Origin of the sequence: Lysinibacillus sp. G01H (genome assembly GCF_028872195.1) — a bacterium.
GTDB lineage: Bacteria > Bacillota > Bacilli > Bacillales_A > Planococcaceae > Lysinibacillus > Lysinibacillus capsici.
The window spans coordinates 1,063,716-1,086,079 of the sequence record NZ_CP118397.1 but is presented as its reverse complement, the minus strand read 5'-3'; the positions used below and the strand labels follow the sequence as shown (position 1 = coordinate 1,086,079).

Sequence of the window (22,364 nt, the reverse complement as noted above, 5' to 3'; positions counted from 1 at the left end):
TTATGCCCTTGGATGAGCATTCATATATGTTTGACGAAGATGCTCTTTTGTTACATGTGTGTAAACTTGTGTAGAAGATAAATGTGAGTGACCTAATAACTCCTGCACCGTCCGCAAATCTGCGCCATTATTCAATAAATGAGTAGCAAAAGTATGGCGAAGCATGTGTGGGTAAATTTTTGTATGGAGTGAGGCCTTGTCAATCATTTCGTTTAAAATATGACGTACCCCTCTAGGAGTAAGTTCCCCACCACGCATATTAACAAACAACTGCAGATGATTCGTTTTTTTCATCAATCGTGGACGAGCTTGCTCTATGTAGTCCTGCATTGCTAAACTCGCAAATTGACCAAATGGAATGATTCGTTCTTTTCGACCTTTGCCCATTACTCGTATAATCGAATAATGAAAATCTACATCCTCTACTTGAATTGAAGTCAGTTCACTCACACGAATACCTGTTGCATATAACAGCTCTAATATAGCTATATTTCTTAATGATTTCAAATCATCACCAGTATTCGCATCAAATAACTGTTTCAATTCCTCTTCGTAGAAAAAATTAGGTAAACGTGATTCTTTTTTCGGATGATAAAGCGAACGAAATGCTCCGTCATCTAATCCGTACTGTCTATTTAGAAAGCGAAAAAAGGAGCGTATCGAAGAAATTTTCCTTGAAATAGAAGCCCTTGCCCTTTTCTCATCGTACAACTTTGTTACATAAAGACGTGCATGTATATATTCAACACTTGCTAAATCATCGATTCCCTCCGTTTGTAAAAAGGTTAAAAAATCTAGCAGGTCTGATTCATATTCTCGCACTGTATGAACAGAGAAGTTCTTTTCAACTTGGATGTAAAGCATGAACTGTTCGAGTGCATCTTGGGACGAAACTAACACAGAAAGATTCACCACCAATAATTTATTAATAATTTTCTTAAATGACTGACACTTGTAATATAACGGATATACAATTCTTTGTCATCTCTTACAAGTTTGTATCGTTTTTCTTATCATTAATAAACATACATATTGACACTAAACCTATCTTCATAATATAGCAAGTGTAAATAGTTATATTTTGAGAAAAACTCCATACAAAATAATAAAATACGTCTAATTAAGCATTTTGTCTACAAAAAGAAAAAGCCTCTAAGAGTATAACAACTTTTAGAGGCTTTTGGCAATTAAATTGTTTGTGAATTCACAAAATTTCGAATTGTGCTTATTGCGCGTGTTGCATGCATTTCCGCACGCTCTGGTTTAGAACGACGACCAGGCGGTAAGTCAGGGAAGATGCCGAAGTTTACATTCATAGGCTGGAAGTTTTTAGACTGTGCTTCTGTTATATAACGCGCCATGCTTCCTAATGCCGTTTCGAATGGGAAAATAATGGGCTCTTGTCCTAATGCTAAACGAGCTGCATTTATTCCTGCAATTAATCCACTACCTGCTGATTCAACATAGCCTTCTACACCAGTCATCTGACCTGCAAAGAAAATATTCTTTTGCTCACGAAGTTGATATGTTTTTTCTAAAACTTTCGGTGAATTAATGAAGGTGTTTCTGTGCATGACGCCATAGCGAACAATTTCTACATTCTCTAACCCAGGAATGAGCTGTAGCACTTCCTTTTGTGGCCCCCATTTTAAATGCGTTTGGAAGCCTACAATGTTGTAAAGCGTGCCTGCTGCATCGTCTTGACGAAGTTGAACAACTGCATATGGACGTTTTCCTGTTTTTGGATCCTCAAGACCTACTGGCTTCATCGGACCAAATAACATAGTTTTCTCTCCACGAGCTGCCATGACTTCAATTGGCATACAACCTTCAAAGTAAATTTCTTTTTCAAATTCCTTCAATGGTACAACTTCAGCTTCGATTAATGCTTGGCGGAAACGATCGAATTCTTCCTTTGTCATAGGACAGTTTAAATAAGCCGCTTCCCCTTTATCATAACGAGATTTTAAATAAACTTTATTCATATCAATACTATCTTTTTCGATAATAGGTGCTGCTGCATCGTAAAAGTATAAATAATCTAAACCAGTTAAACCTTGAATTTTTTCAGCTAAAGCTTTTGAAGTTAAAGGTCCTGTTGCAATAACTGTAATACCTTCTGGAATTTCTGTGACTTCTTCATGAATAACCTCCACAAGTGGATGGTTTTTCACAGTATCAGTTACATACCCTGCAAATTCGTGACGATCTACTGCTAAGGCCCCTCCAGCTGGTACTGAACATTGGTCTGCTGCCTTTAAGATAACAGAATCTAACATACGCATTTCTTCTTTGATAACGCCTACAGCATTTGTTAAACCGTTTGCCCGCAATGAGTTAGAACAAACAAGTTCTGCAAATTTATCAGTATGGTGCGCGGGAGTCTGCTTTACTGGACGCATTTCATAAAGTTTAACTTTTATACCCCGCTTAGCAATTTGCCAAGCTGCCTCACTACCTGCCAGTCCAGCTCCAATTACATTTACTACTTGTTCAGTCATGTTTCTTACCATCTTCCTATCATTGAGTAGGTGCTTCTTCATAGTCACACTTCGTACATTGAATTTGCACACCTTTTTTTATCTTTTTCTCTACTAATAATGCACTACATTTTGGACATGGTCTATTAATTGGCTTGTCCCATGAGACAAATTCACATTCAGGATACTGATTGCAACCATAGAATAGACGCTTTGTTTTACTTTTTCGCTCCACAATCTCGCCCGTTTCACAGGAAGGGCATTTCACACCAATAGGCTTCATAATCGCTTTTGTATTTCGACAATCCGGGAAATTAGAACAAGCCATAAATTTGCCATATCGTCCAAGCTTAAAGACCATTGGAGATCCACAAAGCTCACAGTCTTCCCCTGCAGGCTCATCTTTAATGACAACCTTTTCCATAGCTTCATCCGCATGTTTTACATGGACTTCAAAGTCCTTGTAAAATTCTTCCACAACTTTTTTCCATTGTCGATTGCCTTCTTCAATATCATCTAAATCTTGTTCCATTTGTGCGGTGAATTCGATGTTTATGATATCTGGGAAAAATTCTAGTACGAGTTGGTGTACGATCTCTCCTAGCTCTGTTGGCATAAAGCGTTTAGCATCTAATACAACATAGCCACGGCGCTGAATTGTATCGAGGGTCGGTGCATATGTGGACGGGCGCCCAATTCCTAGTTCTTCCATTGTTTTAACAAGTCGCGCCTCAGAATAACGTGGTGGTGGCTGTGTAAAATGTTGTTTAGGCTCGATTTCAAGCGATTTTACTTGATCACCAATTTCCATCTCAGGTAAAAGTTTTGTCGTCTCTTCAGTTTGATCATCAGTACCTTCAATATATAGTTTCATAAAGCCTGCGAATTTAACTTGTGAGCCATTTGCACGGAATAAAACATCACCATTTTGAAGATCTACAGCTACAGTATCAAGTACTGCTGGTGCCATTTGACTCGCAATAAAGCGCTCCCAAATTAAGCGATATAAGCGTAGCTGATCACGGCTAAGTACCGTCTTTAATTCATCCGGTGTCCGCATTGTACTTGTTGGACGTATTGCTTCGTGCGCATCCTGTGCATTTGAAGCTTTCTTTGTTTGTTTTATATCTGTTGCAATGTATTCTTTTCCATATTTGCCCTCAATGTACGTAACCGCTTCTGCTTTTGCCGTATCAGAAATACGTGTGGAATCAGTACGCATATAAGTAATTAGCCCGACTGTCCCCTCTTTTTTTCCAATATCTATACCTTCGTATAATTGCTGAGCTAGCATCATGGTCTTTTTAGCACGGAAATTTAATTTTCGTGCTGCTTCTTGCTGTAAAGATGATGTTGTAAAGGCTGGTGCAGCATTACGCTTACGTTCCTTTTTCGTTACATTGACAACATCAAAGTTTGTTCCTTTAACATCTTTTAAGATTGCCTTTACTTGTGCTTCATTTGTTAATTTTATTTTGTCTTTACCATTCCCATAGTAAAGGGCATCAAATGATTTTTTTCCTTTTTCAAACGTTCCTTCAATTGTCCAATATTCTTCAGGTTGGAAGTTTTTAATTTCATTTTCACGATCAATGATCATACGTAGTGCTACAGATTGTACCCGACCTGCTGATAAACCTTTTTTCACCTTTTTCCATAGAATTGGGCTAATGTTATAGCCAACAAGTCGATCCAATATACGTCTTGTTTGCTGCGCATCTACTAAGTCCATGTTAATTGGACGTGGATTTTTAAAAGACTCTATAATTGCATCTTTAGTAATTTCATTAAATACAACACGACAATCTGAGTGAATATCAATATTTAATGCAGTCGCAAGGTGCCAAGCAATTGCTTCTCCCTCGCGGTCTGGATCGGCCGCTAGATAAACTTTCTTTACTTTTTTAGCTGCAGACTTTAATTCCTGTAACACAGGTCCTTTACCACGTATCGTAATATATTTAGGCTCGAAATTATTTTCCGCGCTAACGCCCATCTGACTACGTGGAAGATCCCGTACGTGTCCAACCGACGCTTTCACCTTATATTTCTTTCCTAAATAACGTTCAATTGTTTTTGCTTTTGCTGGTGATTCTACAATCACTAAATAATCCGCCATCTATGTCTCCCCCTTAGCGAGGTCTATTACTAATTTTTTAAGTTACCTGTTGCAAAATGTATAACAGATTTTAAGATAATGCAACTTTTTTTCAATTTTTGTTAGAAAAGAGGTCTAATGTTTCAATGATTTGATGACCATTCACTATGGGAATTGCTCCTTCAAAAAGCAATTGATTTGTCCCTTTTGATTGAGTTGCGTCTATAGGTCCTGGTACCACAAATACATCTTTTCCTTGCTCTAATGCAAGCTCTGTTGTAATAAGCGTGCCACTTTTTAATGCCGCTTCTGTCACAACTAATGCTCGAGATAAACCACTAATGATCCGGTTACGCATTGGGAAATGCCATTTTTCAGGCTTCATATAAGGGGGATATTCTGTCATTAATAACTGGTGCTCTGCCATTTGTGTAGCAAGAATGCGGTTTTCTGATGGATAGAGATAATTAAAACCATGTCCAAGCACCGCTATTGTATGACCGCCCATATCGATAGTCGCCCTATGTGCCATTGTATCTGCACCTCTTGCAAGCCCACTAACAACCGTATAATCACGTTGAATAAGTGGCGGGACAATTAAGTCTATCGCTCTTTTTGAATACGCTGTCGCCTTCCTAGAGCCTATAATAGCTATCTGTTTTTTATTTGTTAACAGGGAATATTGACCTTTCACATACAATACAGTAGGTGGACTTGATATTTCAAATAATTGCGCCGGGAAATAGGGATGATAAAACGGGATGGGGAAAATATTAGCCCGTGCATAGGCCTCTTCAAGTGGCGTTGTCATAATTTGTCGAAAGCGCTGAGAAAGTTGATGTGCTTTATGTGCTGATATTTGTAAAACTTTTGCGATGTCGTCATAATGAATGTCTTCAAAAGAGCTTAAAATATTCACAGGGGACAACAATTGCTGAAGTTTCTGAAGTGGTAATGGGTATACATAATGTAAGGCTAGTAATCTCTGCGTATCTACTGCGAGAATCATTCAATAAACCTCCTTTTATAATAGAAGAAATTAAATGACCGCATGATAATTTTCAACACAACATTGCATTATTATTTATAAAATCTGCCACAAAATTGTTGATTTCTTCATAAGTAAGTAGGTAATTGTTGAATGAAGTATGATAAACAGTGTATAAATAATGAAAAAGATGTAGCCGTAATGGCTACATCTTCCATTTTAATGGGTTTTACACTTTTCGTATAGCCCTTTTTCTTTAATTACTTTAATCAATGTTTCACCAATTACAGAAGGTGTTTCTGCAACTTCAATACCAGCTTCGTTCATTGCTTTAATTTTCTCTGCTGCTGTTCCTTTACCACCAGAAATGATAGCTCCAGCGTGACCCATACGTTTGCCAGGAGGTGCAGTTTGTCCACCAATAAAGCCTACAACAGGTTTTGTCATATTTGCTTTAATCCATGCAGCTGCTTCTTCCTCAGCTGTACCACCGATTTCACCAATCATAACAACTGCGTAAGTTTCTGGATCGTTATTAAAGGCTTCAAGTACATCAATGAAGTTTGTACCATTGACAGGGTCTCCACCAATACCTACTGCAGTTGTTTGACCAATTCCAGCTTGTGTTAATTGATGTACTGCTTCATATGTTAATGTACCAGAACGAGAAACAACTCCTACATGGCCTTTTGTATGAATATAACCAGGCATGATACCAATTTTACATTCATCAGCTGTAATAACACCTGGACAGTTTGGACCTACTAGGCGAGTGTTTTTGCCTTCCATATAACGTTTAACCTTAACCATATCAAGGACAGGAATATGCTCTGTGATACAGATTGTTAATTCTAATTCAGCATCAACAGCTTCTAAAATTGCATCTGCCGCAAATGGTGCAGGTACATAGATAACTGAAGTTGTAGCACCTGTTGCAGCTACAGCTTCTGCTACTGTATTGAAAACAGGAACTCCCTCGATTTCAAGTCCACCTTTACCTGGTGTTACACCTGCTACGATTTTAGTACCATACTCAAGCATTTGCTTCGTATGGAATAGAGCTGTTTCGCCCGTAATCCCTTGTACAATTACCTTCGTATCTTTGTTAATAAATACAGCCATTGTTCTCCCTGCCTTCCTTAGCCTACTAGTCCCACAATTTTTTGTGCACCGTCAGCCATTGAATCCGCTGCAACGATGTTTAAACCAGATGCATTTAAAATTTCTTTTCCAAGTTCAACATTTGTACCTTCTAAACGTACAACTAATGGCACAGCTAAACCAATCTCTTTAGCAGCCGTTACAACACCCTCAGCAATAATGTTACACTTCATAATTCCACCAAAGATGTTGACGAAAATGCCTTTTACGTTTGAATCAGAAAGGATAATTTTGAAAGCCTCTGTTACTTTTTCAGCTGTTGCACCGCCCCCTACATCTAGGAAGTTAGCAGGGCTTCCGCCATAATAACTAATTGTATCCATCGTTGCCATGGCAAGACCAGCACCGTTAACCATACAGCCAATATTTCCATCTAATGAAATATAGCTTAGGTCATATTTTGAAGCTTCGATCTCTTTTGCATCTTCTTCGTCAAAATCGCGTAATTCGACAATATCCTTATGTCGATATAATGCATTGGCATCAAAATTGAATTTAGCATCTAATGCTACTACTTCACCTTGTCCAGTTACAACAAGTGGATTAATTTCTACAATCGATGCATCTTTGTCGATAAATGCTTGATATAAGCCTAACATTAATTTAACAGCTTTCCCTACAAGGTTTGCTGGAATGTTCATATTAAACGCCATACGACGTGCTTGGAAGCTTGTTAATCCAACTACAGGATCTACTACTTCTTTGAAGATTTTTTCCGGATTTGTTTCTGCTACTTCTTCAATATCCATACCGCCTTCTTCAGATCCCATCATTGTTACACGAGATGTAGCACGGTCTAATACTAGACTTAAATAGTATTCTTTTTGGATATCAGAACCCTCTTCAATATACAAACGTTTTACTTCTTTTCCTTCTGGACCTGTTTGATGAGTCACTAAAATTTTTCCTAATAACTCTTTTGCGTATGTGCGCACTTCGTCAAGGTTTTTAGCGATTTTGACACCGCCTGCTTTACCGCGTCCACCTGCATGGATTTGCGCCTTGACTACTGTTACGTTTGAGCCAAGTTCCTTCGCTACTTTTACTGCTTCATCAGGGGAAAAAGCAACTTTTCCGTTTGGTACAGCTACACCATATTTTCTCAGAATCTCTTTCCCTTGATATTCATGGATATTCATAATACATCCTCCCATCAAACATTTGCATAGAATTGTTTTACTAACATAGACTATTCTAACGAAAGATTCTGATAAAGTCTACACTTTGTCTTTAGTTCGAATTTTCTCTCTTATTATGACGCTTTTTTCTATTTTGTGTACTAAAACAGCTTGTAAAAATAATCAGAATAATTCATTTTTTCTATATTTTTGCGCATGTTGCTGATCCAAACGATAAATAAATGCGAAAACTTCTGCTACTGCCTGATATAATTCTTCAGGAATAGACTCGTTTAAATCTAATTGACCAAGCAACTGCACAAGGTTAGGATCCTCATAAATCGGCACATTATGCTCATTTGCTCTTGCCAAAATATTCTCGGCAATTTTCCCTTTTCCCTTTGCTACAACAGTGGGACTATCAAATTGACCAAGCTTATACGTAAGCGCAATTGCCTCTTTCCGAGTAAGTTTTTCTTCGCTCATACGCGGATATCCACCCCACTCTGCTCCTCTCGCTGTTCTACTACAGGACCTACTTTTTCCGTTTGCCCTTTGTCAAATTGTTTAATAAACACACCTGAAAGTTGATAATTTTTTTCAGCCAGCCCAATTTTTAAAGCAGCCTTCAACGGCTCAGCAAGTGATTGAATTTCCGAATTTTCATTAAAGACCGTTACTGTGACAACTCTATTTTGAACCTGCATATCAATCACTGTTTCTTGCATAGATGCCATTTGTAAATAAAATAATACGCGTGCATAGTTAGCATCAATTTTGCCATTATCTTTCATGCGACCATTCCATTGTAAGGTTGCATCCATCTTCTTTCCAAAAAATTCAAGCGGAACTTGCATGATAAGCTGATGTTGATGACCGTTTTCTCCTGAAGATAGCTGCATTCCATTCATACGCGTCATAAGCATCTCTGCCGCTTCCTTCATTTGAGGTGGTATATTAGTTTCCTGCAATAATGTATGGAGTTGTGGCTTTAGCTGATGCGCAATCATTTGTAAATCAGCCGACTTGTTTCCTAATGTTGCCTCATAGCTAATTCCTAAATTTTTCAACACCGTTTTAAGTGCATGCTCCATCGCCTTACTATCCATTGAATTTTGTACTTGTGCATCTGCTTGTGTCACAACTTGCTGTATAAATGGTTGCGAAGAATTAATACTATTTTTCACTAGATTGCGCATGAGTGCCTCATTCTGTGAAGTCGAATTGGCCTCTTGCTTAAATAGGGATAACAAATGATCTTTCACTGAAAGTGCATGGGCATCCTGTGTAAATAAACGATCAGCTGTATTTTGAGTAAATGCTTTTAATAACTGATCCTGCATTTGTTTAGCAAAAACCTCTAGCGTTTGTTTTGATACTGGTAACTGATTAAAACGATCCACCAGCTGATTGATATGCTGTTTTTGCTCATTCGTTAATAAATTTTGACTTTCGGTCCATGATTTAAGCTGTGCCACCAGTTGACTAGCATTTTCTGACTTTGTAGCAAGAATGGTTTGAATAACTTGACCAGCTTGCTGTATTGGCTGAAAGGCTTTTGCTTCAATTTTTGACCAGTTTTGCAATGTAGCCTGCTGAGGAAGAATCCCCGACTCTTTTAGCATTGATAAAGCTTGCATTTTTTCATTCACTGTCGCAGCACTATTCGTTAAACTTTGTAAAAGCCTTGCAAGCACTGCACTACCCGTTTCTACTTCAAAGGGCTTGGCAATCGCTTGTACTTGTTGCAATAAATTTTGCCTCAATGACTCAGATAGGGTTGTATCCTTCGCTAAAAGTTGAGCAAAGTTATCCATGATAGCAGTCATACCAGATGTCTTTTGACCACTCATCAATGCTTGAAACACATCGTTTATCATAGGCATTTTTAGCTCTATCATTTTTTGAATGGTTTGTAGAGCATCTACTTTTGATATACCCTCTGGTAATGCCTTTAACCACATTTCAGCTTGCAGCATTTGTTCTTTAGAAATGGGTAGCTGTGCTTTCATAAAATGCCCTAATAATTGCTGCATTTCTGGTGATTTAGGCAAATTCATGGATTCTAATAACTGATTAATTTGCTGATTTGGTGTGGATGCCTGCGCCATCGGTCCAGTCACTATTTTCAATTCCGTTTGTGGATTTGTCCCTGTTACCTGAAAGAAATGGGCATCCCCAGCTTTTAACGGCACTTCGAGTTTAGCTATAAATTTTTGATTACCTACTTGGATTTCTGCCATTTGATCTGGATATAATTGCTTAATTGTTCCGTGAAATACTTGTCCTTGTTTTAAAGCAAGTGGTTGATTTGTCGAAGTCATTGCATTTTGCTGCAGTTGAATTGGATTAAATGATGTGGCTGTCATATACATACTCCTTTCATCAATTACTCCTTCGTGTAATTGTCTACCGTTTTTTAGCTTTATGAAAACATAGATTTTATTGGTTCAAATGATTTACGATGGTGAATAGTCGGTCCAAATTCCTCTAACGCTTTTAAATGTTGCTTTGTCCCATACCCCGCATGTTGCCCAAATCCATACATTGGAAATTCCTCGTCTAATTGCTCCATATACTCATCCCGTGCTGTTTTAGCTAAAATGGATGCAGCTGCTATCGCTAAGCTCTTAGCATCTCCTTTTATAATCGAATCTTGAGGAATTGTAATAGGTAATGTCATAGCATCTACTAAAACAACATCAGGCTTTGTCGACAATGATTCAACACTTACCTTCATAGATTGTTTTGTTGCTTCATATATATTCAGTTCATCAATTTGTTGGGCAGATTGAAAATGAATAAAATAGCTTACGGCATGCTCTTTAACTAATGTTGCAAAGCCATTTCGTTTGTCCTTCGATAATTGCTTTGAGTCGTTCAGACCAACAAGTGCCTCACAATTTGTCGGTAAAATTACTGCTGCCGTTACGACTGGCCCTGCTAGCGGTCCCCGTCCTGCTTCATCTACACCTGCAATAAATGTATCTGTTTTCCCATAGCTTAAATCGAATGCAACTTTTTTTTGATGCTCTTGCAGTAATTGATGTTTTTTATCTTGTCTCTTTTGCCAAGTTAGCCATGCCTTTTGTACACCTGCTCTTTCATCCGCTGTAATTTCTTTCATCCAATCTTGCCATTCCTCAGCAGCTTTCAATGCAGTTGTAATTTCCTTAATGGTTTTCATTGTGTACTCCTTCTTGCTTCTATTCATTCAAACTATAGCATGTTCAGTTCTTATGTAGTCTCTTTAACTCGAAAACTATTTTCCTCTCTATAGTCATTATCGGTTAAAAAATGTATTCCTAAAAGAAAAACTGTCACAAAAGAACGTGTGACAGTTTTAAATACTTATAATTGTTCAGTTTCTTTTTCTAACTGCTCATCCACAAAATCAAAGGTAAGTTTACCTAATTGTAATCCTCGGATATCTCGAACAATTAGTTGAGCTACTTGGTCATAATCTATTTCTCCACCAGGACCAAATACACGACGTAGCTTACCAATATGGTCAAAAGTATCCACTAACTCCTCATGGATAAACTCGAGACCGTAACGCTCATCCATACGCTTTGGATAATGATTAGATAAGAATCGCAACCCATAGACAGCTAGGTCTTCCATATTTGTAATAGTATCCTTAATAGCTCCAGTTAAAGCTAATTTAAAGCCTACTTCTTGATCCTCAAACTTTGGCCATAAAATACCTGGTGTATCCAATAGTTCAAGCTCTTTACCAACTTTGATCCATTGCTGTGCCTTTGTCACACCTGGTGTATTGCCCGTTTTAGCGATATTTTTTTTCGCTAATCGATTAATCAATGTGGATTTTCCCACGTTTGGAATACCCACAATCATGGCACGAATAGCTCTAGGCTTCATTCCTCTTGCTTTCATGCGATCAAATTTTTCTTTTAAAATCTCTTGTGCCGCTTTTGTGACTTGCTGTAAGCCCTTGCCCTCAAGTGAGTTAATGGCTACTGCTTTATGGCCACGCTTTGCAAAATACTCTACCCATTTCCGTGTTTCTTGTTCATCTGCCATATCCGCTTTATTTAAGATCAAAAGACGAGGTTTTTGGTTAATGACTTCGTCAATCATCGGATTACGTGAGGATAGCGGTAAACGTGCATCTATTAATTCAAAGATAATATCGACAAGCTTTAATTTTTCAGTTACTTCACGTCGGGCTTTAGCCATATGCCCTGGAAACCATTGTATCGTCACAGCTATACCTCCTAAACTAAAAGAAAAGGGAGTAATTTGCTCTCCCTTTCATACATTACTTTACAATTTTTATGTCACTAAATGGCCAGAAAATCAGACTGGTATTACCAATAATTTCTTTTTGGTTCACAAGGCCAATATGTCGACTGTCTTTACTATATCGACGATTATCTCCCATAACAAAGATATACCCCTCAGGAATAGTATTGCTATCCAAGGAAAGATCAATATCATTTAAGGTGAAATCTTCTGTTAAAGTTCCCTCTGTGATTTGTGCTTTATAGGCATCTAAATAGGGTTCATCAATTGGCTCACCATTTATATACAATTGATCATCCTTATACTCTAGTGTATCTCCTGGCAATCCAATTACACGCTTTATGTAATTTTTTTGTTCAGGTGCATGAAATACAACGATATCAAAACGTTTAGGCTCACCTATTTTATAACCAATTTTATTCACAATCATTCGGTCGCCATCTTCAAGGGTTGGCATCATGGACTCTCCATCAACTGCAATGGGTGTAAATAAAAAATATCGAATAACTGCAGCAATCGCAAATGCAATTAATAGTGCTTTTGTCCATTCCCATAATTCATTTTTTTCTTTCACTTGTTTTTCCATTGAGAATTGCCCCCTTGTCTAACACCATTTTAGATGATAGTGAATAAAGATGACAAGCAAAAAGAAAAGAGGCTTGAACACAAGCCCCTCACTTTTAAGTCATAATTATCGAATTTCTTTAATACGAGCAGCTTTACCACGTAGGTTACGTAGGTAGTAAAGTTTAGCACGACGTACTTTACCACGACGTACAACTTCTAAGTTAGCGATTTTTGGTGTGTGTACAGGGAATGTACGCTCAACACCTACACCGTAAGAAATTTTACGAACTGTGAAAGTTTCGCTAATTCCGCCACCACGACGTTTAATTACTACACCTTCGAAAATTTGGATACGTTCACGAGTACCCTCTACTACTTTCACGTGTACCTTAACAGTATCACCAGGACGGAAAGTTGGTAGATCAGAGCGAAGCTGAGATTTTGTAATTTCTGCAATAATGTTTGACATTGTTTTCTCTCCTTAGACAGATGCTCTTGCACGCAATCTATGCCACAGCGGAACACCGTAATTCAGTACTCCACATAGAAGTACAGATTAGATGTTATCATAAATAGATTTAGCAATCAAGCATCTTGACGATTGTTTTTTAGTTTTTCTAGATACAATTTTTGCTTGTCTGTTAATGGGTATTGCTCAAGTAAGTCAGGACGGCGCTCAAAAGTTCTTTTCAGCGACTGTTCCTCTCGCCATTGCTCGATTTTAGCATGATTCCCCGATAATAAAACATCAGGTACCTTCATGCCACGGAACTCCGCAGGACGTGTATAATGTGGATGCTCAAGGAGACCCGTTGAAAAAGAATCCTGGATATGAGAATCCTCTTGTCCTAAGACTCCAGGTAACAATCTAACTACGCTATCAATAACAGTCATAGCGCCTAATTCCCCACCTGTTAAGACAAAATCGCCAATGGAAATCTCGTCTGTCACGAGATGCTGACGTATACGCTCATCATAGCCTTCATAATGACCACATAAGAACACTAACTCTGTTTCCTGCGCTAGCTCCTCTGCTTTTTTCTGCGTAAATCGTTCACCCTGGGGACACATTAATATGATACGTGGCTGTTTACCTGCAGTAATAGCCTCTACTGCACTAAACATTGGTTCAGGCTTTAATACCATACCTGCACCACCACCATATGGATAGTCGTCAACTTGATTATGCTTGTTCCCTGAAAATGTACGAATATCCGTTACCTCTAAATTTACAGCTCCCTTTTCTTGGGCCTTCTTTAAAATAGATGCACCAAAAACGCCTGAAAACATATCAGGGAACAGGCTCAATACATGAATATTCATCATAATAAGCCTTCCATAACATGAATGACTATTTTTTTGTCCATAACATCAATATCTTTCACGATATCTTCTATATAAGGGATATAGTGTTCTTTCTTAGTCCCTTTCACTACCCATACATCGTTTGCCCCTGTTTGCAGGATATCTGCTACAACACCGATTGTTTCGCCCTCTTCAGAAATAACTGTACAGCCTATTATTTCATGGAAAAAGAACTCATTTTCTTCAAGAAGATCATTAGTCATTTGATCTTTTGTCACTTTCAGCATGCCTTCTTTAAATGGCTCAACCAAGTTGATATTGTTCATGCCTTCAAAAGTTAATAAAATAAAGTTTTTATGACGACGCATAGAGTCAATCGTTACCCAGGTTGGCTTCTTATCGTCTTTTTTAAAGGCAGCAAGCTTATTTCCTACCGCAAAACGTTCTTCTTCAAAGTCTGTTGTCGATAATACACGTACCTCACCACGAATACCGTGCGTATTGACAATTCGACCTACATTAAACCATTCCATTCTATTTCACCTCGTAAAAACATGCTTATCTTCACAATGCATCTGGCTCATCCAAAAAAGGTTCCGTTCTTGCAGATGTGATTTGGAAGAATGTAGTTTTAGCTAAGACTCATTTGTCTTGTCAACAATAATATAAGCAATATCCTTTAGCTATACTCCTTATTTAAGCTTTAATTTCCACTTAAACAGAAATCATAGCGATATGCTGATGTTAAAAAAAGATAAAAAAAGGAAGGAACCTACAAGCTCCCTCCTTTTTCGTCCAGATTTTACGCTTTATACTAAAGGCCACTTCGAACTCCTAAGCGACATGTAAACACACCTATCAGGACTCACTAGTACTTGTTGCAAGAGCGTGAAAATCTTTTCTATTAATCCAATATATCGACGTAGGTCTTCTTTTGATGGTGACTACCTGCCGCTGAATAAACAATTGTACGAATCGCTTTTGCTACTCGCCCTTGCTTGCCTATGACTTTCCCTCTATCCTCTGGATGAACAAAAAGTTTATAAACAATTCGATTTGCATTTTCATCCGTCTCAATACGAACTTCTTTTGGATAATCGACTAACGGTAAAACGATTGCTTCAATCAGCTGCTTCAAAGACGTCGCCCCCGATTATTTACTGAATTTTTGGTTATGGAATTTTTCCATGATACCTTGTTCTGAGAACAGGTTACGTACTGTATCTGATGGTTTTGCACCGTCAGCTAACCATTTAAGAGCTTTCTCTTCATCAATGTTTACAGTAGCTGGTTGAGTTAGTGGGTTGTAAGTACCAACTGTTTCGATTTGACGACCGTCACGTGGTGAACGTGCGTCTGCAACTACGATACGATAGAAAGGAGATTTTTTAGCTCCCATACGTTTTAAGCGAATTTTAACTGCCATTTTAATAGCACCTCCGAATAAGTTTCACACAAGATAGTATATTATCAATGTTTAGGTTGTTTGTAAAGTGTTTTTTCTTAACACCTAAAAATTATTATTTAAACAATGAATCAAAGCCTGGTAATTTCATTTTTTTCTTCCCTTTACCACTTGCCATTCCAGTCATTTGCTTCATCATTTTTTTCATTTCATCGAATTGTTTAATGAGACGATTCACCTCTTGAATAGATGTCCCAGAGCCTTTCGCAATACGCTTTTTACGGCTACCATTAATGATTTCTGGGTTGGTCTTTTCAGCAGGCGTCATCGAGTAAATAATGGCCTCTACACGCCCCATTTGCTTATCATCAACTTTTACATTATCTAAGCCTTTGATTTTGTTAGCACCTGGTAGCATTTTTAAAATTTCATCAAGAGGGCCCATTTTCTTGACTTGCTGTAATTGCTCGACAAAATCATCAAAAGTGAATGTTTGAGATTTAAACTTTTCTTCTAATTCTTTTGCCTTGGCTTCATCTACATTTGCCTGAGCCTTCTCGATAAGTGACAGAACATCGCCCATACCTAATATACGAGATGCCATACGCTCTGGATGGAATGGTTCAAGCGCATCCATTTTTTCGCCCATCCCGACAAATTTAATTGGTTTTTGCGTCACAGAACGGATAGATAATGCAGCACCACCACGCGTATCACCGTCAAGTTTTGTTAAAACAACCCCAGTAATACCGATTGCTTCATTAAAGCTTTCTGCTACATTGACTGCATCTTGACCCGTCATGGCGTCAACAACTAGGAAAACCTCATCTGGCTCTTTTAATGCACGAATATCCTTTAACTCTTGCATTAGGTCTTCATCGATATGAAGTCGACCAGCTGTATCGATAATCACTACATCATGATGCTCTTCCTTTGCCAATTCAATTGCCTGACGTGCAATTTCTACAGGAGATACCTCAGTACCTAACGCAAAAACAGGTAGTGATAACTGTTTTCCTAATGTCTGTAATTGTTGGACAGCTGCTGGACGATAAACGTCAGCGGCAACTAATAATGGTTTACGATTATATTTTTTTCGTAGAACATTTGCCAATTTACCTGTAGTGGTCGTTTTACCTGCACCTTGTAGACCAACCATCATAATGACAGTGGGTGGCTTCGTATTAAACTTAATGGGACTTTGTTCGCCCCCCATTAATTCTGTTAGTTCATCCTGTACAATTTTAATAACTTGCTGACCTGGTGTTAAACTTTGCATAACATCAACACCAACAGCACGTTCACTTACCTTTTTCACGAATTCTTTGACTACTTTTAAGTTAACATCCGCCTCGATTAAAGCAAATCGGACTTCTCGCATCATTTCTTTAACGTCTTGCTCAGATACTTTTCCTTTGCCTTTAATCTTTTGGATCGTTCCTTGGAGTCGTTCCGCTAATCCTTCAAAAGCCATTGCTTTCGCCTCCTAATCCCATTCTTTCAGCTGCTCAATAAGTGCTAACTGCTCTTCAGCTGTCATACTTTTTTCTGTAATCCCCTGTGTTAGCTGTAACAGCATTTGGGTACGTTGTTGAAATTTTTCAAGTAAACATAATTTTTCTTCATATTCCTCAAGCATCGCTTCAGTTCGACGAATGTTATCATAAACAGCTTGGCGTGAAACACCATACGATTCAGCGATTTCTCCTAGAGAGTTATCATCCAAATAGTATAGCTCCATATAACTTCTTTGCTTATCTGTTAATAATGCTTGATAAAAGTCGAAGAGAAAGTTCATGCGTGTTGTTTTTTCAAGTAGCATCGAATGTTTCTCCTCCCGCTATTAGTCATTTGTATCATAACGAAAAGCGCCCGTCTGTGTCAAGGTAATCTCCTTGTCTAAAAGCCTAAATTGCAGCTTTCAGGCGTTTTTTGCCTTTGGCTAGTATTACTCTTTTAAACAAGTCAATTCACCTCTACACAATCGAGCGTCTTTATCTATTACGTGTCAGTGTCACTTTATCCAATTTTGTTCAAAAACTGAAGCAAACTAAGCATCCAGCTTTCTCAATAGAGAAGAGATAAATGGCAATCAATATAAAACTATTCAGCCACTGTTAGCTGTTCTCATCATTATTTTGTAGTTCCTTATCCAAACCATCAGCAAATAGTCCATAGACATATCGTTCGGCATCAAATGGCTGTAAATCATCCATTTTCTCACCAAGACCCACAAATTTCACAGGAATGTGCAGCTTGTTACGAATAGCAAGAACAATACCCCCTTTAGCAGTACCGTCTAGCTTTGTTAAAACAATTCCTGTCACATTCGTTGCCTCTTTAAATGTTTGTGCTTGAACAAGCGCATTTTGGCCAGTTGTAGCATCTAATGCTAATAATACTTCATGTGGAGCATTTGGAATTTCACGTGAAATAACACGATGAACTTTTTCTAGCTCATTCATTAGGTTCACTTTGTTCTGCAAGCGTCCAGCTGTATCACAAATCAACACATCCGCTTTTCTGTTTTTTGCTGCACGAATCGCATCATACATGACTGCCGCTGGGTCAGAGCCCTCTGATTGTTTAATAACCTCACAACCAACACGATCTCCCCATACTTGCAATTGATCTATAGCACCTGCACGGAACGTATCACCCGCAGCTAATACAACCGTTTTCCCTTGAGATTTTAAACGGTGCGCTAGCTTACCTATCGTTGTTGTTTTCCCAACACCATTTACGCCAACAAATAGAATAACAGTTAGTTCACCATCTGGCTGCATAGTTAGTTCAATTAAATCTTCTTCACCTTGCTCATAAATTTCTACAAGCTTCTCAGAAATCACTGCTTGGATGCCATTTGTATCTTTAATATTTTTACGTTGCACCTCATAACGCAGTTTATCCATGAGTTCCATGACAGTTTCAAATCCAACATCAGCCTGTAATAGTAAGTCCTCTAATTCTTCAAAGAAATCCTCATCCACTTTACGATAGCGTGCAACAAGGTCATTCACTTTTGATGTAAAGGAATTACGTGTTTTTTCAAGACCAGCCTTGAATTTTTGTGTTATTGACCAAGCAGAAGGCTTTTTCTCTTCCAGTGGTTCATCCTCTACTACTGCTAGCTCCTGAACATCTAGCTGTGCTTCTTCTATTTCAGGTGAGGGCTCGGCTTCCACTTCGACTTCTTTCACAATCGCCATTTCTGGTGATTCTTCATCTTGTTCAGACACTTTTAGATCAACGGTCTCAATGGCAGCAGGTTCGTTTGATTCTTTAAGCTCTGGCTCCGAATGGTCAGATTCCTGTTCTTTGTCTGTTGGGTCTAGCTTCTCTTCCTCTGCTGGATTACCCATTAATTTATCTTTTAAACGTTTAAAAAAACTCATGCTTGTTCGCTCCTTTGCTCCGCAAGTACGGGTTCATCTTCTAGTTTTACTGATACAAGTTTCGACACACCTGATTCTTGCATTGTTATACCATACAAGACATCAGCTCCCTCCATTGTTCCTTTACGATGAGTAATTACAATGAATTGTGTGTCGAGACTAAACTTTTTCAAATATTGGCTATAACGCACAACGTTCGCCTCATCTAAAGCCGCCTCTACCTCATCCAGAATACAAAATGGTACAGGTCGAATATTTAAGATGGAGAATAGTAAAGCAATGGCCGTAAGTGCACGCTCCCCACCAGAAAGTAAACTTAAATTCTGTAATTTTTTCCCTGGAGGCTGTGCTACAATTTCAATGCCTGTTTCCAATAAATTTTGTGGGTCAATTAAAACCAAATCAGCTTGCCCCCCGCCAAACAATTCACGGAAAACACGTTTAAATTGCTCTCTAATAGCGTAAAACGTTTCACTAAAGCGCAACGTCATTTCTTCATCCATTTCTTTGATTGCTTCATGTAATGTTTCCTGTGCAGCAAGCAAGTCCTCTCGTTGTTCAGTTAAGAAAGTATGACGTTCTAGTACTCTATCATATTCCTCAATCGCACTTAAATTAACAGGTCCTAGCTCTTCAATGGATCTTTTTAACAATTTAACACGTCTTCGCACAAACTCTTCATCTTCTATTGCCAGAGCTTCTTTCTCAGCCTCTTCGAATGTTAACTGATAATTTTCTTCGAGTTGTTCGATAAAATTATCCATTTCAAATTCTACACGATTACGTTTTAACTCATTGGCACGAATTGCTTCAAGGTATCCTTTATGAATACGCTGTAGTTCCTTGAGTTGTTCTCCTAATGTAGAGAGTTCTTGTTGTTGTCCTATTTTCTGTTCTTTCTTTTCAGAAATAGTCTCTTGTAAGGCATCTCTTCTTGCTTTCCATGTCACAACCTGTTCCTCAACCTCTTCATCACTTAAATGATTTGTCGATTCATCAGATTGAAGCCACATTATTTCCTGAGAAATATTTTTAACTTTTTGTTGTGCTTTGTTTAATTGCAGTGCCAGTTCAGCAGTCGTAATTTGAACTTGTGACATTTGTTCTTGCATAACCGCTAGCTGTGAACGTTTTTCGGCAAGCTGTTCTCGTAAGACATCTTTCTCTGTCTCCCCCTGTAACTTTACCTTACTTAATTGTTCGACAGTTTCATTGATTTCGACAAGTTCTACAGCAAGGGTATTTAAGCGCTCCTCCGCTGCTTGCTTTTGTGTTAACAATGCTTCCTCACGTGTTTTTACATCTTTTGTTTCAGTTGAAGCAAAGGTTACTCTAGCCGATAAGCTTTTTTCTACGACTTCTAGCTCACGAATACGACTTGACTGTTGCATCTCATCTTTTCGTAATTGCTCTCCTTCAAGCTTTAATTGCTCTACTTGATCTCGCAATACTGCAAGCTTCTCTTTTTCGGCTGCAACAGCCTGTTCAGCACTATAAATGGAAGCCTGTAACGATTCTAGCTTAATGATTAAATCATCTAACTCTGCTTTTCTTGTAAAGAGTGAGGATTGCTGTTTCAGTGCACCACCTGTTAAGGAACCCCCTGCATTAACAATATCTCCTTCAAGTGTGACAACTCGGTATCGGAAACCACATAATCGGGCAATTTGACTTGCACCTTCTAAATTTGATGCCACGATGACATTCCCTAATAGATTTTCAACAATTGTTCGATTGTCTTCATTAAAAGTGACAAGTGCATCTGCCATTTGAACAAAGGCAGGATGTTCAGTTGCTAGCTGAATAGTTCCTGGATTAATTTTGCGTGATTTCATGACTGTTTTCGGTAAAAAAGTAGCACGTCCAGCCCGTTTTTGTTTTAACCAGTGAATGGCCTGTTGCGCATGGCGCTCATTGGTTGTGACAATATGTTGAGAGGCAGCACCTAAAGCTGTTTCAATCGCTTGTGAATACTTTCCTTCAACTTGGATTAACTCTGCTACAGCACCCTCAATACCTTGTAAATCACCTTTATCTCGAGCAAGCAAGACTTCTTTAACACCTTGGAAAAACCCAGAAAAATCAGCTTCGAGTTCAGCTAATGTATCTTTTCTAGCCTTTAGTTGTTGTTGGTGTTGATACGCTTTGTACAACATATCCTGCTTTTCAGCAAAGGAAATATTGACATTTTTCAACTGTATTTGTAAGGTTTCATGTTGCTCTAATTTTTTCTGTAAATCATTGGTTGTCGAGGCATGTTCAACCACTAGCTTTTCTTTTTCAGCAATGATTTGCATAAGCTCTTGTCCAATTTCATCTGTTTGATCGGACATTTTTGCCGCCATTGCCTTTTGTTGAGCTAATTGCTGATCGATATTTTTCAATTCATTCTTGACTGTTGCTTCTTCATTTAATGAATCAATATATCGATTTTTATAGTTTTCTATTTCTTCCTCGATTTCTGTCACAGATCGATTTAATGATTGTTCTAACTGCTTGATGCTCTGCTTTAATACTGATACGGCTTGTTGCTTCTCGGAAAACACTTCTTTTTTCTCCTGTTCTTGAACCAGGAGTAATTCTACTTCCACCTTAGCCTCTTGTAATGTCGTATTAAGCTGTAGTAGTTGATTCGATGCATTTTGGCGTTTTTCAGCCATCAATGCCTTACGACCATCCCAACGCTCTACCTCCATAGTGGCATTGACAAGCTCAGCCTGCGACACATCCAAATAATCATCTAGATCTTTTAATAGCTTACGTATGTTGGTGGTCTTTTGATCAATCATTGAAATTCTTTGAGCTTGTTCTAACTCTGTTGCAGAAAGCTTCGAAAATTCCTCTTTAAGCGCATGCAAAGATTGTGCACAATTTTTAAAATCATGCACAAGAATTGCAATATCAAAATCCTTTAGCTCAGAAGACATTTGTACATAATCTCTTGCACTAGATGCCTGCATTTCAAGTGGCTCTAATCGGTTGTCTAATTCATGGAGAATGTCTAATACACGATACAAATTTTCATCTGTCTCAACAAGCTTATGCTCCGCTTTTTTCTTTCTTATTTTATACTTTAAAACGCCAGCAGCCTCTTCAAAAATAGAACGTCGGTCATCAGGTCGACTATTTAAAATCTCATCAACACGACCTTGAGAGATAATTGAAAATGCCTCTTTCCCAAGTCCTGAATCCATAAACAAGTCCGTAATATCCTTCAGGCGACACTGTTGGTTATTTAATAAATATTCACTATCACCTGAACGGTATACGCGTCTTGTTACACTGACTTCTGTATAAGAAAAAGCAAGTTGCTCGTCAGTATTATCTAAAATAAGTGTTACCTCTGCAAAGTTGAGTGGCTTACGAGAGTCACTCCCAGCGAAAATAACATCTTCCATCTTTGCTCCACGTAACGACTTTGCCGATTGCTCCCCAAGTACCCAACGAATCGCATCTGTGACATTACTTTTTCCACTGCCATTTGGTCCAACAACGGCTGTAACACCAGGTACAAAATCAATTCCAATGCGTTCCGCAAAAGATTTAAAGCCAATCACTTCTAGTCGTTTTAGGAACATCTA

At 38.3% G+C, this 22,364-nt stretch carries 20 protein-coding genes; all 20 read right to left on the bottom strand.

What is annotated here, in order from left to right; all coding sequences use genetic code 11:
* The 20 genes from xerC to smc all read right to left on the bottom strand — a co-directional run bounded on the left by xerC (nucleotide 1) and on the right by smc (nucleotide 22,361).
* Nucleotides 1-900, bottom strand: a complete 900-nt coding sequence (gene xerC / locus PSR12_RS05180; protein ID WP_004229272.1) for a tyrosine recombinase XerC — start codon at nucleotides 898-900, stop codon at nucleotides 1-3.
* A gap of 287 nt (nucleotides 901-1,187) precedes the next feature.
* Nucleotides 1,188-2,501 carry an FADH(2)-oxidizing methylenetetrahydrofolate--tRNA-(uracil(54)-C(5))-methyltransferase TrmFO gene (trmFO, locus tag PSR12_RS05175; RefSeq protein ID WP_221683444.1) on the bottom strand — a complete coding sequence of 438 codons (1,314 nt, stop codon included), beginning with the start codon at nucleotides 2,499-2,501 and terminating at the stop codon, nucleotides 1,188-1,190.
* A 19-nt stretch (nucleotides 2,502-2,520) separates the two neighbouring features.
* Nucleotides 2,521-4,599: a type I DNA topoisomerase gene (gene topA, locus PSR12_RS05170; RefSeq protein WP_221683442.1), complete on the bottom strand. Its 2,079-nt coding sequence runs from the start codon at nucleotides 4,597-4,599 to the stop codon at nucleotides 2,521-2,523.
* 91 nt (nucleotides 4,600-4,690) lie between these two features.
* The gene (gene dprA / locus PSR12_RS05165) at nucleotides 4,691-5,587 is read right to left on the bottom strand and encodes a DNA-processing protein DprA (RefSeq protein WP_221683441.1); all 897 of its coding nucleotides are present in this window, start codon (nucleotides 5,585-5,587) and stop codon (nucleotides 4,691-4,693) included.
* A 198-nt stretch (nucleotides 5,588-5,785) separates the two neighbouring features.
* Nucleotides 5,786-6,688, bottom strand: coding sequence for a succinate--CoA ligase subunit alpha (sucD, locus tag PSR12_RS05160; protein WP_004229280.1), 903 nt, complete (start codon nucleotides 6,686-6,688; stop codon nucleotides 5,786-5,788).
* A 17-nt stretch (nucleotides 6,689-6,705) separates the two neighbouring features.
* Nucleotides 6,706-7,866, bottom strand: coding sequence for an ADP-forming succinate--CoA ligase subunit beta (gene sucC, locus PSR12_RS05155; RefSeq protein WP_221683440.1), 1,161 nt, complete (start codon nucleotides 7,864-7,866; stop codon nucleotides 6,706-6,708).
* Nucleotides 7,867-8,028: 162 nt separating this feature from the next.
* A complete protein-coding gene (locus PSR12_RS05150) occupies nucleotides 8,029-8,331 on the bottom strand; it encodes an EscU/YscU/HrcU family type III secretion system export apparatus switch protein (RefSeq protein WP_048391628.1) in 303 nt (100 codons plus the stop codon).
* On the bottom strand, nucleotides 8,328-10,214 hold the full coding sequence (locus PSR12_RS05145) for a hypothetical protein (RefSeq protein ID WP_221683439.1): 1,887 nt from the start codon (nucleotides 10,212-10,214) through the stop codon (nucleotides 8,328-8,330). Before PSR12_RS05145 ends, PSR12_RS05150 begins: the two co-directional genes overlap by 4 nt.
* A gap of 56 nt (nucleotides 10,215-10,270) precedes the next feature.
* Entirely contained in the window at nucleotides 10,271-11,032 is a 762-nt protein-coding gene (locus PSR12_RS05140) for a ribonuclease HII (RefSeq protein WP_221683438.1), read from the bottom strand.
* Nucleotides 11,033-11,196: 164 nt separating this feature from the next.
* Nucleotides 11,197-12,072: a ribosome biogenesis GTPase YlqF gene (gene ylqF, locus PSR12_RS05135; RefSeq protein WP_004269405.1), complete on the bottom strand. Its 876-nt coding sequence runs from the start codon at nucleotides 12,070-12,072 to the stop codon at nucleotides 11,197-11,199.
* 55 nt (nucleotides 12,073-12,127) lie between these two features.
* A complete protein-coding gene (gene lepB, locus PSR12_RS05130; protein ID WP_221683437.1) occupies nucleotides 12,128-12,697 on the bottom strand; it encodes a signal peptidase I in 570 nt (189 codons plus the stop codon).
* Nucleotides 12,698-12,802: 105 nt separating this feature from the next.
* On the bottom strand, nucleotides 12,803-13,147 hold the full coding sequence (gene rplS / locus PSR12_RS05125) for a 50S ribosomal protein L19 (protein ID WP_004269407.1): 345 nt from the start codon (nucleotides 13,145-13,147) through the stop codon (nucleotides 12,803-12,805).
* Between the two features lie 116 nt (nucleotides 13,148-13,263).
* Nucleotides 13,264-14,001 (bottom strand): tRNA (guanosine(37)-N1)-methyltransferase TrmD, encoded by a 738-nt coding sequence (trmD, locus tag PSR12_RS05120; RefSeq protein WP_221683449.1) that lies wholly within the window; start codon nucleotides 13,999-14,001, stop codon nucleotides 13,264-13,266.
* On the bottom strand, nucleotides 14,001-14,516 hold the full coding sequence (rimM, locus tag PSR12_RS05115; RefSeq protein WP_221683436.1) for a ribosome maturation factor RimM: 516 nt from the start codon (nucleotides 14,514-14,516) through the stop codon (nucleotides 14,001-14,003). The genes trmD and rimM overlap by 1 nt, the downstream gene beginning before the upstream one ends.
* Before the next feature lie 371 nt (nucleotides 14,517-14,887).
* The gene (locus PSR12_RS05110) at nucleotides 14,888-15,121 is read right to left on the bottom strand and encodes a KH domain-containing protein (protein WP_134018983.1); all 234 of its coding nucleotides are present in this window, start codon (nucleotides 15,119-15,121) and stop codon (nucleotides 14,888-14,890) included.
* A 15-nt stretch (nucleotides 15,122-15,136) separates the two neighbouring features.
* Nucleotides 15,137-15,409 carry a 30S ribosomal protein S16 gene (rpsP, locus tag PSR12_RS05105; protein ID WP_004269411.1) on the bottom strand — a complete coding sequence of 91 codons (273 nt, stop codon included), beginning with the start codon at nucleotides 15,407-15,409 and terminating at the stop codon, nucleotides 15,137-15,139.
* A gap of 94 nt (nucleotides 15,410-15,503) precedes the next feature.
* Nucleotides 15,504-16,862 (bottom strand): signal recognition particle protein, encoded by a 1,359-nt coding sequence (gene ffh / locus PSR12_RS05100; protein ID WP_048391641.1) that lies wholly within the window; start codon nucleotides 16,860-16,862, stop codon nucleotides 15,504-15,506.
* 12 nt (nucleotides 16,863-16,874) lie between these two features.
* A complete protein-coding gene (locus tag PSR12_RS05095; protein ID WP_054550507.1) occupies nucleotides 16,875-17,210 on the bottom strand; it encodes a putative DNA-binding protein in 336 nt (111 codons plus the stop codon).
* Between the two features lie 295 nt (nucleotides 17,211-17,505).
* Nucleotides 17,506-18,783 (bottom strand): signal recognition particle-docking protein FtsY, encoded by a 1,278-nt coding sequence (ftsY, locus tag PSR12_RS05090; protein ID WP_274771903.1) that lies wholly within the window; start codon nucleotides 18,781-18,783, stop codon nucleotides 17,506-17,508.
* On the bottom strand, nucleotides 18,780-22,361 hold the full coding sequence (gene smc / locus PSR12_RS05085) for a chromosome segregation protein SMC (RefSeq protein ID WP_274771901.1): 3,582 nt from the start codon (nucleotides 22,359-22,361) through the stop codon (nucleotides 18,780-18,782). Before smc ends, ftsY begins: the two co-directional genes overlap by 4 nt.
* Between the last annotated feature and the right edge of the window lie 3 nt (nucleotides 22,362-22,364).

Excerpts from the sequence above, each read along its gene's own strand:
- topA (WP_221683442.1), bottom strand. The coding sequence starts at position 4,599 with ATGGCGGATTATTTAGTGATTGTAGAATCACCAGCAAAAGCAAAAACA.
- rplS (WP_004269407.1), bottom strand. The coding sequence starts at position 13,147 with ATGTCAAACATTATTGCAGAAATTACAAAATCTCAGCTTCGCTCTGAT.
- ftsY (WP_274771903.1), bottom strand. The coding sequence starts at position 18,783 with ATGAGTTTTTTTAAACGTTTAAAAGATAAATTAATGGGTAATCCAGCA.
- trmD (WP_221683449.1), bottom strand. The coding sequence starts at position 14,001 with ATGAATATTCATGTATTGAGCCTGTTCCCTGATATGTTTTCAGGCGTT.
- rpsP (WP_004269411.1), bottom strand. The coding sequence starts at position 15,409 with ATGGCAGTTAAAATTCGCTTAAAACGTATGGGAGCTAAAAAATCTCCT.
- lepB (WP_221683437.1), bottom strand. The coding sequence starts at position 12,697 with ATGGAAAAACAAGTGAAAGAAAAAAATGAATTATGGGAATGGACAAAA.
- PSR12_RS05150 (WP_048391628.1), bottom strand. The coding sequence starts at position 8,331 with ATGAGCGAAGAAAAACTTACTCGGAAAGAGGCAATTGCGCTTACGTAT.
- dprA (WP_221683441.1), bottom strand. The coding sequence starts at position 5,587 with ATGATTCTCGCAGTAGATACGCAGAGATTACTAGCCTTACATTATGTA.
- smc (WP_274771901.1), bottom strand. The coding sequence starts at position 22,361 with ATGTTCCTAAAACGACTAGAAGTGATTGGCTTTAAATCTTTTGCGGAA.
- trmFO (WP_221683444.1), bottom strand. The coding sequence starts at position 2,501 with ATGACTGAACAAGTAGTAAATGTAATTGGAGCTGGACTGGCAGGTAGT.
- PSR12_RS05095 (WP_054550507.1), bottom strand. The coding sequence starts at position 17,210 with ATGCTACTTGAAAAAACAACACGCATGAACTTTCTCTTCGACTTTTAT.
- sucD (WP_004229280.1), bottom strand. The coding sequence starts at position 6,688 with ATGGCTGTATTTATTAACAAAGATACGAAGGTAATTGTACAAGGGATT.
- sucC (WP_221683440.1), bottom strand. The coding sequence starts at position 7,866 with ATGAATATCCATGAATATCAAGGGAAAGAGATTCTGAGAAAATATGGT.
- ffh (WP_048391641.1), bottom strand. The coding sequence starts at position 16,862 with ATGGCTTTTGAAGGATTAGCGGAACGACTCCAAGGAACGATCCAAAAG.
- rimM (WP_221683436.1), bottom strand. The coding sequence starts at position 14,516 with ATGGAATGGTTTAATGTAGGTCGAATTGTCAATACGCACGGTATTCGT.
- PSR12_RS05145 (WP_221683439.1), bottom strand. The coding sequence starts at position 10,214 with ATGACAGCCACATCATTTAATCCAATTCAACTGCAGCAAAATGCAATG.
- PSR12_RS05140 (WP_221683438.1), bottom strand. The coding sequence starts at position 11,032 with ATGAAAACCATTAAGGAAATTACAACTGCATTGAAAGCTGCTGAGGAA.